This is a genomic window from Micromonospora sp. NPDC002575, from assembly GCF_042889525.1.
GTDB lineage: Bacteria > Actinomycetota > Actinomycetes > Mycobacteriales > Micromonosporaceae > Micromonospora > Micromonospora carbonacea.
Window position 1 is genome coordinate 125,563 of the sequence record NZ_JBIARA010000010.1, and the last position, 15,373, is coordinate 140,935.

A 15,373-nucleotide genomic window follows, 5' to 3' on the forward strand; every position below is an offset into this window, starting at 1 on the left:
TCGACGCCGACCGCCCAGGCGCCACGCGGTCGGAACCGCCAGGGGCGATGGGGGCAGCCAACAGCGATGCCGGAGACGACTCCGCTCGGTCCACGGGATCCGCACCAGGCCGGCCCCTACGAGCTGCTCGGCCGGCTCGGCTCGGGCGGCCAGGGCGTGGTCTACCTGGGCCGCGACCGGCAGGGCCGGCTGGTCGCCGTCAAGATGATCGACCTCTTTGCCTCGCCCGACCCGCGCGCCAGGTCCCGGTTCGCCAAGGAGATCGACGCCGCCCGCCGGGTCGCGCCGTTCTGCACCGCGCAGATCCTCTTCGCCGACGTCGACGACGACCCGCCGTACGTGGTGAGCGAGTACATCGAGGGCCCGACCCTGCACCGGTACGTCCACGAGCGGGGCCCGGTCGCCGACAACGTGCTGCACCGGCTGGCCGTGGGCACCGCCACCGCGCTCGCCGCGATCCACCAGGCCGGCGTGGTGCACTGCGACCTCAAGCCGGACAACGTGGTCCTCGGCGCGGACGGCCCCCGGGTGATCGACTTCGGCATCGCCCGGGCGCTCGACGTCACCGGCACCGTGACCGGCGGGATCATGGGCACCGCCGCGTACATGGCGCCGGAGCGGTTCCGCGACGACGGGGTGGGCCCCGCCAGCGACGTGTTCGCCTGGGCCGCCACCATCGCGTACGCCGCCACGGGCCACCCGCCGTTCGGCACCGGGGCGGTCGCGGCGGTGATGCACCGGGTGCTGCACGACCCGCCGGACCTGGCCGGCCTCTCCGGCCCGCTGGCGGAGCTGGTCGAACGGTGCCTGGACAAGGACCACCGGGCCCGGCCGCCGGCCGACCAGGTCCTGCTGCGCCTGCTGGGGTACGGCCCGCACGGCGGCGCGCCGGTGCCGATCCGGACGGCCCTGCAACAGGGCACCGACGCGGCGGCCACCCAGCTGGTCCCCCACCAGCCGGCGGCGCACGCCCCGACGGCCTGGCAGCCGCCGCCGGCGGCGGCGTATGAGCCTCCCCAGCAGCCGGGCGGGCCGGCGACGGCGCACCAGCCTCCGCCCCCGACGGCGTGGCAGCCGGTCCAGCCGCCGGGTGGGCCGGCGACGGCGTACCCGGCGGCGGCGCACGGGGCGCGGCCCGAGCGCTGGCCGCGGCGGCTGCGTCGGGAGTCCACCGACGCGTGGGGCGTCTCGACGGCGATCTTCCTCGGCGCGGTCGGCGCCGCCGTGGGATACGTCGCGTCCACCGCCGTCGGCACCGCAGCCGGTGTCGGGGCGGCGACGTTCGTCGTGGTCTACGGCGTGCGCCTGCTGGTCGCCACGGCGCTGCCGCCGGCCGCCGCCCCGCACCAGGAGGGCGCCGGCGCGTCGCCGGTGTCCCCGTCCGACTCGTATCCCTGGAGGAGCCGATGACCGCCGGCCAGCGTTCCGCCCGGCCGTGGCTGCCGTACACCGTGGCCGTCGTCGCCGGCCTCGCGGTCATCGCCGCGGCGTACGTGATCGTGCGGCCGACGCCCGGCCCGGACCGCTCGGGCTGCGTGGCGCTGGAGGTGAACTCCTCGACGGAGAAGGCCGACCTGGTCGGTCAGCTCGCCGCCCGGTACAACGCCGCCGACCGGCGCTTCGGCGGACGCTGCGCCGAGGTGACCGTGCACGGGCTCAACTCGGGCAAGGCGATGGAGGCCCTGGCGGCGGGGAACTGGTCCGGCCGGCAGCCGACCGTCCCGGCCCCGCAGGTGTGGCTGCCGACGTCGTCGCTGTGGACGGGCCGGCTGCGGCTGCTCGACGAGCAGGCGGGCCGGGCGGCGCAGACCCCCGACCGGTACCCGTCGATCGCCAACAGCCCGCTGGTGATCGCGATGCCCCTGGAGAAGGGTGAGCTGGTGCGCCAGCGCGGCAAGCTCGGCTGGGCGGACGTGCTCGGGCTCTCCGGCGACGCCGGCTGGGCGGCGTTCGGGCGGCCCGAGTGGGGCCGGTTCACCTTCGGCAAGGACAACCCGAACCTGTCCACGTCGGGGCTGGCGGCCACCATCGCCACCTACTACGCGGCGGTGCGGCGGTCCAGCGACCTGACGAAGGCCGACCTGGCCAAGCCCGCGGTGACGCAGTTCGTGCGCCGGATCGAGGCGAACGTGTCGCACTACAGCGACGACTCGGTGGACCTGCTGCGCGACCTCGCCGAGGCGGACCTGAGCGGGGCGGCTGCGGGTGGGGCCGGCGACGCGCGGGCCCGGGACATGAGCGCGGTCGTGGTGCAGGAGGAGTTGGTCTACCAGTACAACGAGGGGCAGCTCAGCCCCACGGGGCAGAAGCCGCGGGTGCCGCTGGTGGCGGTGCACCCCAGCGAGGGCACGTTCAACCTCGACCACCCGTACGTCGTGCTGCCCTCGGCGGACGCGGCGCAGCAGGCGGCGGCCCAGGACTTCCTGGCTTTCCTCCAGGACGGCCCGCAGCAGCGCAGCTTCGCCGACCTCGGCTTCCGCGACCACGAGCGGCGGGCGTCGGACGCGCTGGTCGCCGCCGTCCGGGGCGGCTCGGACGGGCAGGGGACCTACTTCGACCCGCCGGCGCCCGAGGTGGTCGACGCGATCCTGCGCGGCTGGGGCACGCTGCGCAAGAAGGCGAACATCCTGCTCGCCGTGGACACCTCCGGGTCGATGAACGCCAAGGTGGGCAGCCGCACCCGGTTCCAGGTGGCCACGGCCGCCGCCGACCAGGGCGTCGGCCTGCTCAACTCCGCCGACCGGGTGGCGCTGTGGTCGTTCTCGTCGGAGACCCCGCAGCGGCCGAAGAAGCCGTACAGCGAGGAGGTCCGGCTGGGCCCGTACGACCGGGCCGCGTTCGCGCGCCGGCTCACCGGGCTGCGGGTGGGCGGCAACACCGCGTTGTACGCGACGGTCCGCGCCGCGCACCGCCGGATGCTCGCCGACTACGACCCGGACCGGATCAACGCGGTGGTGGTGCTCACCGACGGCAAGAACGAGTATCCGAAGGACGACGACCTCGACCGGCTGCTCGCCGACATCGAGCTGGACCCGGACCGGCCGGTGAAGGTCTTCTGCGTGGCGTTCGACCGGGAGTCCGACCTGGCCGCGCTGGACCGGATCGCCGGGGCCAGCGCCGGCAAGGCGTTCGACGCCACCGACCCGGCGACGATCGACGAGGCGTTCGTGAAGCTGGTCAGCAGCTTCTGACGGCGGGCCGGGCCTCCCCGGTCGGCCGCCGCCTCTGCTCAGCCGCCGACGCGGCGCAGCAGGCCCTCCTGCACGGCGCTGGCGATGTGCCGGCCGTCGGTGGTGAACATCCGGCCGGTGGCCAGCCCTCGGGCCCCGGAGGCCGACGGGCTCCAGCAGTCGTAGAGGAACCACTCGTCGGCCCGGAACGGCCGGTGGAACCACAGGGCGTGGTCGAGGCTCGCGCCGACCACGCCGCCGGGGCCCCAGACCTCGCCGTGCACCGACAGCACCGAGTCCAGCAGGGTCAGGTCGGAGGCGTACGTCAGGGCGCAGGCGTGCAGCAGCGGGTCGTCGGGGAGCTTGCCGTCGATGCGCATCCACACCCGCTGGTGGGGGTCGGCGGGGCGGTCGCCGGGGCGGACCCAGCCGGGCTCGCCGACGTAGCGCACGTCGATCGGGCGGGGGATCTGCCCCCAGATGCCGCGCCGCTCGGGGTAGCGGGCGAGGCGGTCGCTCATGGTGGGCACGTCGTCGGGGGCTGGCACGTCGGGCGGGGTGGGGGCGTGGTGGTCGAGCCCCTCCTCCTCGTGCCGCTGGAACGACGCCGACATGAAGAAGATCGGCTTGTCGTGCTGGAGCGCCACCGACCGGCGCACGGAGAACGACCGGCCGTCGCGGACGTTCTCCACCTGGTATGCGATCGGCTCGGCCGGGTCGCCGGGGCGCACGAAGTAGCCGTGCAGGGAGTGGACGAACCGTTCGGGGGCGACCGTGCGGCCGGCGGCGACCAGGGCCTGACCGGCGACCTGACCGCCGTACACCCGTTGCGGGCCGACCGGGGGGCTCATCCCCCGGAAGGCCATCGCGCCGGTGTGTTCGAGGTCGAGGACCTCCAGCAGCTGGTCGACGGCCGCCTGGCCGACGGTCGCCCCGTCGGTCACTGCAACGCCCGCGCGGACGCCGCGTCGACCAGCGAGCCGAGCTGGTGCACGCGCAGGGTGTTGGTGGAGCCGGGGGTGCCGGGCGGGCTGCCGGCGACGATGACGACGTAGTCGCCGGGGTTGGCCCGGTCGAGGCCGAGCAGCGCCTGGTCGACCTGGCGGAACATGTCGTCGGTGTGCTCGACGAACGGCATCAGGAACGTCTCGACGCCCCAGCAGAGGGCGAGCTGACTGCGCACCTCGGGCACCGGGGTGAACGCCCACAGCGGCAGGTCGCAGTGCAGCCGGCTGAGCCGCTTGACGGTGTCGCCGGTCTGCGAGAAGGCGACGAGGGCCTTCGCGCCGATGGCCCGGGCGATCGAGGACGCGGCGACGGTGAGCGCCCCGCCGTGGGTGCGCGGGTCGTGCTGGAGCCGGGGCACCCCGATCGAGCCGGCCTCGGTCGTCGTGATGATCTTGGCCATGGTGCTGACCGTCAGCACCGGGTACTTTCCGACGCTGGTCTCGCCGGAGAGCATCACCGCGTCCGCGCCGTCGAGCACCGCGTTGGCGACGTCCGACGCCTCGGCGCGGGTCGGCCGCGAATTCTCGATCATGGAGTCGAGCATCTGGGTGGCCACGATGACGGGCTTGGCGTTCTCCCGACACAGCTGCACGGCGCGCTTCTGCACCAGGGGGACCTGGTCCAGCGGCAGCTCGACGCCGAGGTCGCCGCGGGCGACCATGACGCCGTCGAAGGCCAGCACGATCGCCTCCAGGTGGTCGACCGCCTCCGGCTTCTCGACCTTGGCCAGCACCGGACGGCGGACGCCCTCCTCGTCCATGATGTTGTGGACGAGCTTGATGTCCTCCGCCGAGCGGACGAAGGACAGCGCGATCATGTCGACGCCCAGGCCGAGGGCGAAGCGCAGGTCCTCGGCGTCCTTCTCCGACAGGGCCGGGACGCTGACCGCCACGTTCGGCAGCGAGACGCCCTTGTTGTTGGAGACCGGGCCGCCCTCGGTGACCAGGCAGCGGATGTCGTTGCCGACGACCTCGCTGACCTCGACGGCCACCCGGCCGTCGTCGATGAGCAGCCGGTCGCCGGCCTTCACCTCCTGCGGCAGCTTGCGGTAGGTGCAGGAGACCCGGTCCTTCGTGCCGAGGATGTCGTCCCCGGTGATCACGACCGAGTCGCCGGTGCGCCACTCGTGCGGGCCGTCGGCGAACCGGCCGAGCCGGATCTTGGGGCCCTGGAGGTCGGCGAGCACGGCCACCGGCCGGGCAGCGGCGTCGGCGGCCTCGCGGACGAGTCGGTAGACCGCCTCGTGGTCCGCGTGGCTGCCGTGGCTGAAGTTGAGCCTCGCCACGTTCATGCCCGCTTCGACGAGCCCCCGGATGCGCTCCGGGGACGAGGTGGCGGGACCAAGGGTGCAGACGATCTTCGCGCGGCGTGTCACGCCCATCAGGCTAGTCTCTCCTCCGGGTCGGTCTGCGGGCCGACCCCTTTCGGACTGCGGAACAGTGGTCCAACGACGCGCCGCACCCGCGCAGCCGGCGGGTGGGACCGCACCGGAGCCTTCGTCCGGAGTCGTCGGGTGTCGGCGGGCATCGGCGACCGCGCGCCGGGAATCCTACCGCCCGCTGTCACCTCCCATGGGCACGCTCCCCGCCCGCCGTGGCTGACGCTAGCAGCGCGCGGCCGGTGACCGCCGTCACGATCACGACAGCGGCCGGTCCCGGCGGGCCGGGGGTCAGCTCTGCATGCGGGCGAGGGGGAACTCCACCGAGCCGGCCGGGCAGAGGAACGTCATCACGTCGACGGCGTAGAGCCCCGCCTGCACCGCCGGGTCGGCCTCCATGACGCTGCGTACGTCGTCCACGGAGCCGGTGCGGGCCAGGCCGAAGCCGATCGGCGGGTCCGGCTCGCGCCCCGGGCCGTCGATCGACCCGGCGACCAGGACGATCCCCCGCCGCTGCAACGCGCGCATGTGCTCGGTGTGCTCGGCCTGCAACCGCTGGACCGTCTCGTCGGGCAGGGCCCGCCCGGACGGGCCCGGGTAGAGCACGATGCACTCGTAGGTGTCGAGCGCGAAGTCGACCTGCGGCATCCCGGTCACGGCGTCCCCTCCCCCGCTGCCGGCCCGCGCCCCGCCCGCGGACCCGCCCCCGGCCAGCCTCGCACGCGTCGGCCCGCCGCCGGGGCCGCTCGGCGCAACTGCCCCGGTCGGCAGCCGCGCGATCGCCCCGGCGGCCCTTCCCCCACAGTGATCAAGCCACTACCTTCTGAGGGATTCTCGTAACCGGTGGTGAGTGAGGGATCGCGTGGAGGAGTTCGACTACGTCGTGGTGGGCGCGGGCGCGGCCGGGTGCGTGCTGGCCCACCGGCTCAGCGCGGACCCGGCGACCCGGGTGCTGCTGGTCGAGGCGGGCGGGTGGGACGGCAGCCCGTTCGTGCGCATCCCGAAGGCGTTCAGCAGGCTCATGGACGACCGGCGCACCGCCTGGCACTACCCGGCCGAGGCGGCGCCGGGACGGCGGGAGGTGTGGCAGCGCGGCCGGCTGGTCGGCGGCTCCAGCTCCGTCAACGGCATGGTCTACGGCCGGGGCGACCGCCTCGACTGGGACGGCCTGGAGCGCCTCGGCAACCCGGGCTGGGGGTGGGACACCATGCTGCCGATCTTCAAGCGGCTGGAGGACCATCCGCTGGGCGCGTCGCCCACGCGCGGGGCCGGCGGTCCGCTGCGGCTGTCGTCGGCGACCGGCACCGACGGGCTCTGCGAGGACGTGATCGCCGCCGGGGAGGCCCTGGGCTGGCGACGGTCCGACGACCTCAACGCCACCGAGGACGAGCGGATCGGGTACGTCACGGCGACCATCCGCGACGGCCGCCGGGTCAGCGCCGCCGACGCGTTCCTGCACCCGGTGCGGGACCGGCCGAACCTGACCGTCGCGGTGGGCACGGCCGTGCGGCGGATCCTCGTGCGCGGCGGCCGGGCGGTCGGCGTACGGGCCGGCAGCGGCGGTCGCACCGTCGACTACGCGGCGGCGGCGGAGGTGATCCTCGCCGCCGGGGCGATCGCCAGCCCGCAACTGTTGCAGGTCTCGGGCATCGGGCCCGCCGACACGCTGCGCCGGGCCGGCGTCGACGTGCTGCTCGACCGGCCCCGGGTGGGCCTCGGGCTGCGCGAGCACCGGTCGGTGCCGGCGCAGTTCCGGCTGGCCGGCGACGGCGGCTACAACCACATGCTGGGCAGCCTGCTCGGGCAGGGCCTGGCCACGCTGCGGTACGCGCTGACCCGGCGGGGGCCGCTGAGCCTGCCGGTGCACGACGTGGGGGCGCACATCCGGTCCACGCCGGACGTCGACCGCCCGGACGCCCAGCTGCTGGTCGCGCCGTTCTCGGCGGCCCCGCCCCGGCCGGGCCACGCGCTGGAGCTGGAGACCGAGGCGGGGATGATGGGCCTGTGCACGGTCACCCGGCCGGACAGCGAGGGTCACCTCGCCATCGTCTCGGCCGACCCGGGCACGCCACCGCGGATCGTGGCCAACTACTTCGCCACCGGGCACGACCGGCGGGTCCTCGTGGACGCGTTCCGCCGGATGCGGGAGCTGTTCGCCACCGCGCCGATCGCCGGGCGGATCGCCGCCGAGACGGTGCCCGGCCCGGACGTCCGCGGCGACCGGGAGATCGTCGAGGCGGCGCTGGCGGTGGGCTACTGCGGCTACCACGCGGTCGGCACCTGCGGCATGGGCCCCTCCGAGGAGCACGTCGTCGACGCCCGGCTGCGGGTGCGCGGCGTCGACGCGCTGCGGGTGGTGGACGCCTCGGTGCTGCCGGTGCTGGTGTCCGGGTACCTCAACGCGCCGGTGATGGCGCTGGCCTGGCGGGCGGCCGACCTGATCCTGGCCGACTGACTCCGGGTGGGCGGGGTACGGGAGCACAATCGACCGGACGACACACACAGGATTGGGGTTCGACTCATGGGTGACGACGCTGGCAGGCAGCCCGCGAAGGATTCCGGCACCTACCGGATCGGCGGCGACCTCCAGGTCGACCGGCTCGGCTACGGGGCGATGCAGCTCACCGGGCCGGGCGTGTGGGGCGACCCGAGGGACCCGGCGGAGGCGGTGCGGGTGCTGCGCCGGGCGTACGAGCTGGGCGTGACGTTCATCGACACCGCCGACTCGTACGGGCCGTTCGTCTCCGAGCTGCTGATCCGGCAGGCGCTGCACCCGTACGCCGACGACCTGGTCATCGCGACCAAGGCCGGGCTGACCCGCTCCGGGCCGGGCGACTGGCGGCCGGTGGGCCGGCCGGAGTACCTGCGCCAGCAGTGCGAGCTGAGCCTGCGCCACCTGGGCCTGGAGGCCATCGGGCTCTACCAGCTGCACCGCATCGACGCGAAGGTGCCGCTGGCCGACCAGCTCGGCGAGCTGGCGCTGCTCAGGCAGGAGGGCAAGATCCGGCACATCGGGCTGTCCGAGGTGACCGTCGCACAGATCGAGCAGGCCCGCCAGATCACGCCGATCGTGTCGGTGCAGAACCTCTACAACCTGGCCGACCGCAGCGCCGAGGACGTGCTCGACCACTGCGAGCGCAACGACCTGGCGTTCATCCCGTGGTTCCCGATCGCCACCGGCAACCTGGCGAAGCCGGGCGGCCCGCTGGAGGCGATCTCCACCGACCACGGCGCGACGCCCGCGCAGCTCGCGCTCGCCTGGCTGTTGCGGCGCTCGCCGGTCATGCTCCCCATCCCGGGTACGTCGTCGGTGGCGCACCTGGAGGAGAATGTGGCCGCCGCGCAGGTGCGGCTCACCGACGACGAGTACGCTGCCCTCGCGAAGGCCGCCTGAGCCGCCGCCCCACGGGGCGCACGGAGTCGCTAACCTGCTGCACGAGGGCGGCTCGGTGGCCGCTCCGCGGGGTGAGGAGACGAGGATGGCGCAGGCCGAGCGGGGCGAGGCGGTCGTGGACAGCCCGGTCGACTGGGTGGCCGACCACGTGCGGCGGTACGTGGCGACCGACGGCGCCGACGGCGGCACCTTCCACGGCTACGACGCCCTGCTGGTCACCACCCGGGGCCGCCGCTCGGGGCAGCTGCGGCGCACCGCGCTGATCTACGGCCGCGACGACGACCGGGTGGTGCTGGTCGCGTCCAACGGGGGCTCGGCGACGCACCCGGCCTGGTATCTGAACCTCGTCGCCGACCCCGAGGTGAAGATCCAGATCGGCGCGGAACGGTTCCGGGGCCGGGCGCGGACGGCGTCGACGCAGGAGCGGCCCCGGCTGTGGGAGCTGATGACGAACGTCTTCCCCACGTACGCGAAGTACCAGCGGGACACCGACCGGGAGATCCCCGTCGTCGTGGTCGAGCGCGCCTGACGCCGGGGGCATGACGCCTGGCCGGTGACGGTCGACCCAGGGTTCGACGGCCGCGAAGATCTCCGCGTGAGGCTTGACGATCTCGTGCTGCCATCGGTCGGCGAGGTCGCCCCCGCGTCCGTCGCCGGCGAAATCGTCGAAGTTGCCTACCAGGTCGAGAATGCTCGCCATGGCGTTCTTGATGCCGTCTCGCTGCAAGCCTCAGAGGGCGTAGCAGTCGGGGCGCACCGGGGCGTCGGTGAGCGCGCCCCGGACGACGGTGTAGGTGGTGCCGTCGAGGACGAGGCCGAGGTGCCCGACGAGCCGCAGCGGGCACCACGACTGGATGAGCACGTTGGTGGCCCCGTCGGCGAGGGTCGCGTTGTCGACGGGCCGGACCAGCTCGTCCTGGAGGGTGCGCACGGCCGTCCAGCGCACGTCGCCCGGGGTGTCGTCGCCGTCGTTGAGCGCGGTGAGGAAGCTCGACCCGATGGCCATCTGCTGGCAGGCCACGATGCCGAGGCAGTTGCCGAGGCCGAGGAACTTCGCGATGTCGGCGACGTAGGTGCCGTAGTGCGGGGTGCCGAGGCTGACGTACCGGCCCACCTTGGCGCCGCCGCCGAGGTTGCGGATGAGGTAGCGGGAGACCAGGCCGCCCTCGGAGTGGGCGACGAGGTCGACGCGGGCCGCCTCGGTGGCGGCGCGCACCTGGTCGACGTACGCGGAGAAGGCGCGGGCGGAGTCGGCGATGTCGCCGAGGCCGAGGCCGGGGAGCTGGAAGATCGACACCCGGAAGCCGTCGGCGCGCAGCCGGGCGGCGAGCGGCTCGTAGCCGAGGGCGGGGGTGCTGAGCCCGGCCACGACGATGACGGGGTTGGCGTTGGCGGCGGCCCTGGTGCCGGCGGGCGCTGCGGCGGCCAGGGACGGCCCGGCCAGCGCCACGGCGGCGGTCACGGTGGACGCGGCGAGGACGGCGAGGATCTTTCGGAGCAGCATGGCTGCACCTCCCGATGGGGTGTCCCGGCGGGGGCCGGATGGAGGCGAGGGCGTTCCGATCGATCGTGGAAAGATGATGGGGCTGGCGATCCAGCGACGTCAATGAAAAGTTACGCGCGGGTAACAGGTTGTCGCGCCCAGGGCGAATTACGGCGAACCGGGCTCATGATCGACTCCATGACGGCGAGGTGGCGGCATCCACGCCTCGGGATACCGCCACCTCGCCGACACGATCTTGCTACTCGCCGGTCACCTCGCCGGTCGCGCCGCCCGCCTCGCCGGACTCGGCCGCCTGGCGGAGCGCCCGGGTGGCCTGGTCGATCAGCTTCGTGGCGTCCGTGCGGCCGTTGACCTGGATCTCCACCTCGGACTCCCCCGCCTGCACCCGGACGCTCACCTCGGTGCGCTGCTGGTCCACCCAGCTCTGCAACAGGTTGAACAGCCCCGGCAGCAGCGCCTGCGCCACCACCGCGATGATCACCGCGTCGCTGAACCCGGGCCGCCCGCCGGTCCGGCCGCCCCCCGCGTCGCGCACCGCGGCGCGGAACTCCGGGCGCTGGTGGATCCAGGCCAGCAGCGGCACCCGGGGCGGTCGGGCGGCGCGCGGCGTCAGCACCAGCCGCACCGGCTGCCGGGCCTCGGCCGAGGTGCCCGTCGAGGTCTGCGTCACGTGGTCGCTCTCCTTCACTCTCCGCTGGGCTGGAACGTGATCCTGCCGTCAACCACCGACAGGACGCCGTCGACGCCGAACGATTCGTCGTCGGTGAACGGGGTGGCCCCGAAGTAGCCGTCGGTGGTGCCGGTCGCCCGCACCGACCCCTGCGCGTCGTACGGGGTGGACACCCGGGCCGTGGCGGGGCCGGTCAGCTCCACCGCGATCCGCGGGTACTCGGTTATCTTCCAGGCGATCTTCTTCACCGTGCTGCCGTTGTAGTAGCGGAAGGGGCAGCCCGCCGGGGCGGCCACCTTCTGCGCGGCGCAGGCGTCCAGGTGCCTGCGCACCTCCGCCTCGGCCGCCTCCCGCGCGCCCGGGGCCAACACCGGCTCCAGGCGCACCTGGCCCGCGCTGTCCATCCCGGGGACGACGGCGACGGCCTGCGCCGGGGTCTCCGCGAGCACCGTGCTCTGCCCGCCGACCGTGTAGACGCCGGGCAGCAACGCGAGGTCGTCGCCCTCGGGGTGCGTCTCGACGGGCACCCCGTTGACCGTCAGGCCCGCCTGCCCGCCGGGGACGCCCAGCGTGACCGGGGCGCCGGTGAGCCGCCACTCGTGGAACAGGCCCAGGGTCGCCGACTCCTCCCGGCGCAGCGACAGCTCGGCCGGCACTCGCTGGCCGGCGAGGGTGAACTCGACCTTCGCCGTCGCCTCGTCGCCGTCCCGGTCGACCGAGAGCACGTCGACGTCGTCGGGCGGCTGGTAGCCCTTCGCCTCGACCAGCGCGGCGAGCCGGTCGACGTCGCCAGCCGCCGACCGCGCGGCGGGGGTCACCAGCTCCAGGGCCGCCCGGGCGTCGTGGTCGGCCAGCGCCGAGAAGTAGCCGTTGACGGTCTCCGCCGGGCGGAACAGGGCCCACTGCGTCACCCCGAGCAGGGTGCCGCCGAAGGCGCAGGCCAGGACCAGCGCGCCGGCCACCAGCATCGCCCGCGGGGACGCGACCGCCCCGGGCCGCCCGAACACGTCGTCGGCGGTGACCGGCGCGGCGGCACCCTCGGATGCCGGGGTGAGCGCCTCCAGCCGGTCCAGCCGCAGCTCGGACGCCGGGTGGGTGGCGCAGACCGCCTCGTCCCAGCCGCTGCGCCCGCTCTCGAACGACTTGCGCCGCTCCAGCATGTCCCGCAGCCCATGGGCGTGGCCGGCGAGCACGGCGCCCGCGTCGGCCCGGTACTCGGCGGCCCGCACGTCGCGGGAGTGCAGCGGCAGCACCACGTACTTCATGGTGAGCAGCACGGGCCAGAAGAAGACGAACACCACGAAGTTGGTGGCCGGGTGCGGGAAGGTGCGCATCAGCCACGTCGGCACGGCGTGCACCAGCACCAGGGGCAGCGCCACGCCACGGACGAACGCGCTGGTCACCTCGTCGCCGGTGCGCCAGTGCACCAGTTCGTGGCTGAGCAGCGCCGCGATGTTCTCGTCCGGTTCGTCGAGCAGGCCGGTGGTGACCACCACGTGCCGGGCGTACGCGCGGGCGTTGGTGAGTACCGGGTCGTCCTCGATGAGCAGCGCGGGCACGGTGGGCAGGCCGAGGGCGCGCGCACAGTCGTACAGGATGGGTCGGAGCCGTTCTGCCTCGCGGCGGCTGAGCCTGCGCGCGCCGGAGACGACCAGCAGGCGCGGCTCCCACATGACCCGGTAGAGGGTGTAGAGCAGGCCGATCAGCGCGGCGGCGACCACCATCCCGGCCAGGCCGGTGAAGAGGTTCGCCGGCTCGTCGAACGCCCCGAGCCAGGGCCACACCAGCACCGCCAGGAAGCCGGCGAGGAAGCCGACCGCGAAGCCGGCGATGCCGCCGAGCACCCCGCCGGAGCGGGCGAGGAACGCGTCGAGCAGCGCGCCGACCAGCGGGGCGTCCCGCAGCACCTCCGGCAGCGCCTCGTCGGACCGGGTACCGCCGGCCACCAGGCCGTACCCGGCGAGGACGATCCCGCCCCACACCGCGAGGAGCAGAGCGACGGGTACGTAGAACCAGGTGGCCAGGAACGCGCCCAGCACCCCGCGCCAGTCCCGCAACACCCCGGCGCGCAGCCAGACGAGCACGCTCGGATACCCGGGGGGCCGGGCGGCGAAGCGCTGCGCGAGGCGGGACTGGCCCTCGCCGGTGGACGCGGAATCGGCGGGTGTTGCGGGGCCGGCCGGTGTGTCGGCTGCGGCAGGTCTGACGTGCGGGTCAGCGTCCGGGTCGCGCACGGCGGCTCCTCGACTCAACCGCCACGAGAGGGTGGCGAATGGGAACGGATAAGGGCACGGCGTATCGGACGGGCGGCTCGGCCGACCGTCGGAGGAATTGCGCAGGTGCGATGAATGCCGCCGATCCCATGCACGGGTGTCGACGACGACGCAGCACATTACCCGTCCATAGTGGATCTCGCCAGCGGGATTCCGACAATGGCCCGTGACTCCAGTCAGGGCGGGCGGCAATGAATTCACGAAAGGCGCACCTACCGGGCGGCCATGGTCTCGCCGGTACCGGAGTCACTGAGGTGATTGCCTCGTCGGCGACACGTTCCCGGGAAACGGGGGCGGTGGAATGGCAGCGACCCGCGGGGAAATGGTCAATGCGGCGCTCGCCGCCGGCCGGAGCCGGCCCGCCAGCCCGGCGGGCCGGGAGCGATCCGGCGGCGGCGCAGGCGTCCCGACCCCGACGAACACCCGCACCGGCGCTCGGGGAAGCCGCTCACCGACCGTGGATGTATCGGGTATCCGACAGAAACTCGCGAGAACTATCGACGATCTTCATCCGTTGATGGGTCAAGATTCTTCGCGATCACTGTGGACCGACACGACCGGGAGAGCCATGCGGGACAGCCTTCTCAGCACCGCCGACGAGGTGTTGGAGCGGCTCGAAGACGAGATCGCCTTCCTGGCGGAGGGCCTGGCCGGGGTGTCCGAACAGCTCACCTGCCTGACCACCGAGCTCGACGCCCAGCTCGCCGAGGGCATCCCCGACCAGGTCGGGCTCACCCTCGACCGGGTCGCCGCGCTCCTGGGCGACCAGGTGCTCAGCGACCTGACGGCCCTGGCCGGGCTCGGCGCGATCCGCCACGGCCACCCCCCGCACCGGGACGACGACAGCGTCCATGCGATCCCCACCCTGGCCACCGATGGGCTCCCCGCCGCCGGGCACGGCGGTGCGGACGCGCCCTCGGCCGACGACCTGCGGGCCCGGGGCGCAGCCGCCGCAGACCACCTGCGGCGGTTGTCGGCCTTCGTCACCGACCGGTTCGACCTGGCCCGCGCGGCGGCGGAGCGCGGTGACGCCGACCGGGCCCTGGAGGAGCTGCGGCTGACACGGGAGGCCGCCGACAGCTCACCCGCGGGCTACCAACTCTGGCTGACCTGCCTGGCCGACCTGCCCGGCTGACCCCCGCCCATCCCCGCGCCGCCCCGGGCCGCCCCCGGGGTTGGGGCCAGCAGGCCGGGGCAGCCTCTCGCCGTCGCCCCGACCACCCGACCCGCAACCGGCGACGGCCGGCGACGGCCGGGACGGGGATGATCTCGGGACGCTGCACAGCGTTATCCGACCATCCGGCGAGCAGCCCCGCGCGAGCCCCGTTGCTCTGCACCCGCATACGCGACGGACACTGACGGCAACCGACCACCCCATCCCGACATCATCCACGGTTGACCATATGGCGAGGTCAGTCCGGGTGTTGCGCATGTGGGTGCAGAGCAACGGGGCTCGCGCGGAGTCCGGCGAGGTCGCCGAGACATCACCAAGAGTTACCTCGACCCAGCCATCGCACGCGACCCCGCGAACGTCACGGTGGGTGATCAGCCCGCCGCGGGCCCGGGGGCCGCGACAGGGCGGACTCCCGCCACCACGGCACGCAGCTCCGGCTCGGGCACCCGCTCCGGTTCGGCCCGCGCGTCGACCGCCACCCCGGGCTCGATGAGCCGGAACGCCTCGCCGTCGCCGACGAGGCCGGTCACGTCGCCCTCGGTGAACTCGGTGAGCGGCCACGTCGCGGCGTCCCGCTCGTGATAGGCGGCAAGGAACTCGCGCAGCTCGGCGAGCGTGCCCAGCCGGCCCCCGCGCAGGACGTGCACCCGCAGGTCGACCCGCCAGCCCTCCTCGACCTGCCGCTCCCACACCCGGGTACGGAAGCGCACCCCCGCCCACTCGCTGGCGAAGTCGGACACCTCCCCGTCGACCCCCGCCGGCACGTATCCGATCACGAATCCGCCCAGGTCCTCGTTCATCG

General features: G+C 74.1%; 13 protein-coding genes. 6 read left to right on the plus strand and 7 right to left on the minus strand.

The features are described from left to right. Positions 1–66 precede the first annotated feature (66 nt). Both ACFYWL_RS17250 and ACFYWL_RS17255 read left to right on the plus strand, forming a co-directional pair. Positions 67–1,410 carry a protein kinase gene (locus tag ACFYWL_RS17250; RefSeq protein ID WP_386973500.1) on the plus strand — a complete coding sequence of 448 codons (1,344 nt, stop codon included), beginning with the start codon at positions 67–69 and terminating at the stop codon, positions 1,408–1,410. After that, positions 1,407–3,191: an extracellular solute-binding protein gene (locus tag ACFYWL_RS17255; protein WP_386973503.1), complete on the plus strand. Its 1,785-nt coding sequence runs from the start codon at positions 1,407–1,409 to the stop codon at positions 3,189–3,191. Before ACFYWL_RS17250 ends, ACFYWL_RS17255 begins: the two co-directional genes overlap by 4 nt. A gap of 38 nt (positions 3,192–3,229) precedes the next feature. Here ACFYWL_RS17255 and ACFYWL_RS17260 read toward each other — a convergent pair whose 3' ends face one another. From ACFYWL_RS17260 to ACFYWL_RS17270, 3 genes are all read right to left on the minus strand, one after another. Beyond that, positions 3,230–4,114, minus strand: a complete 885-nt coding sequence (locus ACFYWL_RS17260) for an acyl-CoA thioesterase (RefSeq protein WP_386973505.1) — start codon at positions 4,112–4,114, stop codon at positions 3,230–3,232. Further along, on the minus strand, positions 4,111–5,559 hold the full coding sequence (gene pyk, locus ACFYWL_RS17265) for a pyruvate kinase (RefSeq protein WP_386973507.1): 1,449 nt from the start codon (positions 5,557–5,559) through the stop codon (positions 4,111–4,113). The genes ACFYWL_RS17260 and pyk overlap by 4 nt, the downstream gene beginning before the upstream one ends. Positions 5,560–5,847: 288 nt before the next feature. Continuing rightward, the gene (locus ACFYWL_RS17270) at positions 5,848–6,204 is read right to left on the minus strand and encodes a YciI family protein (RefSeq protein WP_221487087.1); all 357 of its coding nucleotides are present in this window, start codon (positions 6,202–6,204) and stop codon (positions 5,848–5,850) included. Positions 6,205–6,406: 202 nt separating this feature from the next. Here ACFYWL_RS17270 and ACFYWL_RS17275 point away from each other — a divergent pair, with 202 nt between their 5' ends. The 3 genes from ACFYWL_RS17275 (at position 6,407) to ACFYWL_RS17285 (ending at position 9,479) form a co-directional block, all read left to right on the plus strand. Then, positions 6,407–8,011 carry a GMC family oxidoreductase gene (locus ACFYWL_RS17275; protein ID WP_386973510.1) on the plus strand — a complete coding sequence of 535 codons (1,605 nt, stop codon included), beginning with the start codon at positions 6,407–6,409 and terminating at the stop codon, positions 8,009–8,011. Between the two features lie 66 nt (positions 8,012–8,077). After that, on the plus strand, positions 8,078–8,950 hold the full coding sequence (locus tag ACFYWL_RS17280; protein ID WP_386973513.1) for an aldo/keto reductase: 873 nt from the start codon (positions 8,078–8,080) through the stop codon (positions 8,948–8,950). An 85-nt stretch (positions 8,951–9,035) separates the two neighbouring features. Further along, the gene (locus ACFYWL_RS17285) at positions 9,036–9,479 is read left to right on the plus strand and encodes a nitroreductase family deazaflavin-dependent oxidoreductase (RefSeq protein ID WP_386973516.1); all 444 of its coding nucleotides are present in this window, start codon (positions 9,036–9,038) and stop codon (positions 9,477–9,479) included. A gap of 201 nt (positions 9,480–9,680) precedes the next feature. On the opposite strand, the gene ACFYWL_RS17290 is transcribed toward ACFYWL_RS17285, so the two are convergent. From ACFYWL_RS17290 to ACFYWL_RS17300, 3 genes are all read right to left on the minus strand, one after another. Continuing rightward, complete coding sequence (locus tag ACFYWL_RS17290) at positions 9,681–10,454, minus strand: esterase/lipase family protein (protein WP_386973518.1); 774 nt, start codon at positions 10,452–10,454, stop codon at positions 9,681–9,683. Positions 10,455–10,692: 238 nt separating this feature from the next. Continuing rightward, complete coding sequence (locus ACFYWL_RS17295) at positions 10,693–11,124, minus strand: hypothetical protein (protein WP_386973521.1); 432 nt, start codon at positions 11,122–11,124, stop codon at positions 10,693–10,695. 14 nt (positions 11,125–11,138) lie between these two features. Continuing rightward, positions 11,139–13,358 carry a M48 family metalloprotease gene (locus ACFYWL_RS17300; RefSeq protein WP_386973524.1) on the minus strand — a complete coding sequence of 740 codons (2,220 nt, stop codon included), beginning with the start codon at positions 13,356–13,358 and terminating at the stop codon, positions 11,139–11,141. 607 nt (positions 13,359–13,965) lie between these two features. On the opposite strand from ACFYWL_RS17300, the gene ACFYWL_RS17305 reads away from it, so the two are divergent. Further along, positions 13,966–14,532: a hypothetical protein gene (locus ACFYWL_RS17305; protein ID WP_386973526.1), complete on the plus strand. Its 567-nt coding sequence runs from the start codon at positions 13,966–13,968 to the stop codon at positions 14,530–14,532. Between the two features lie 410 nt (positions 14,533–14,942). On the opposite strand, the gene ACFYWL_RS17310 is transcribed toward ACFYWL_RS17305, so the two are convergent. After that, positions 14,943–15,371, minus strand: coding sequence for a hypothetical protein (locus tag ACFYWL_RS17310; RefSeq protein ID WP_386973529.1), 429 nt, complete (start codon positions 15,369–15,371; stop codon positions 14,943–14,945). Between the last annotated feature and the right edge of the window lie 2 nt (positions 15,372–15,373).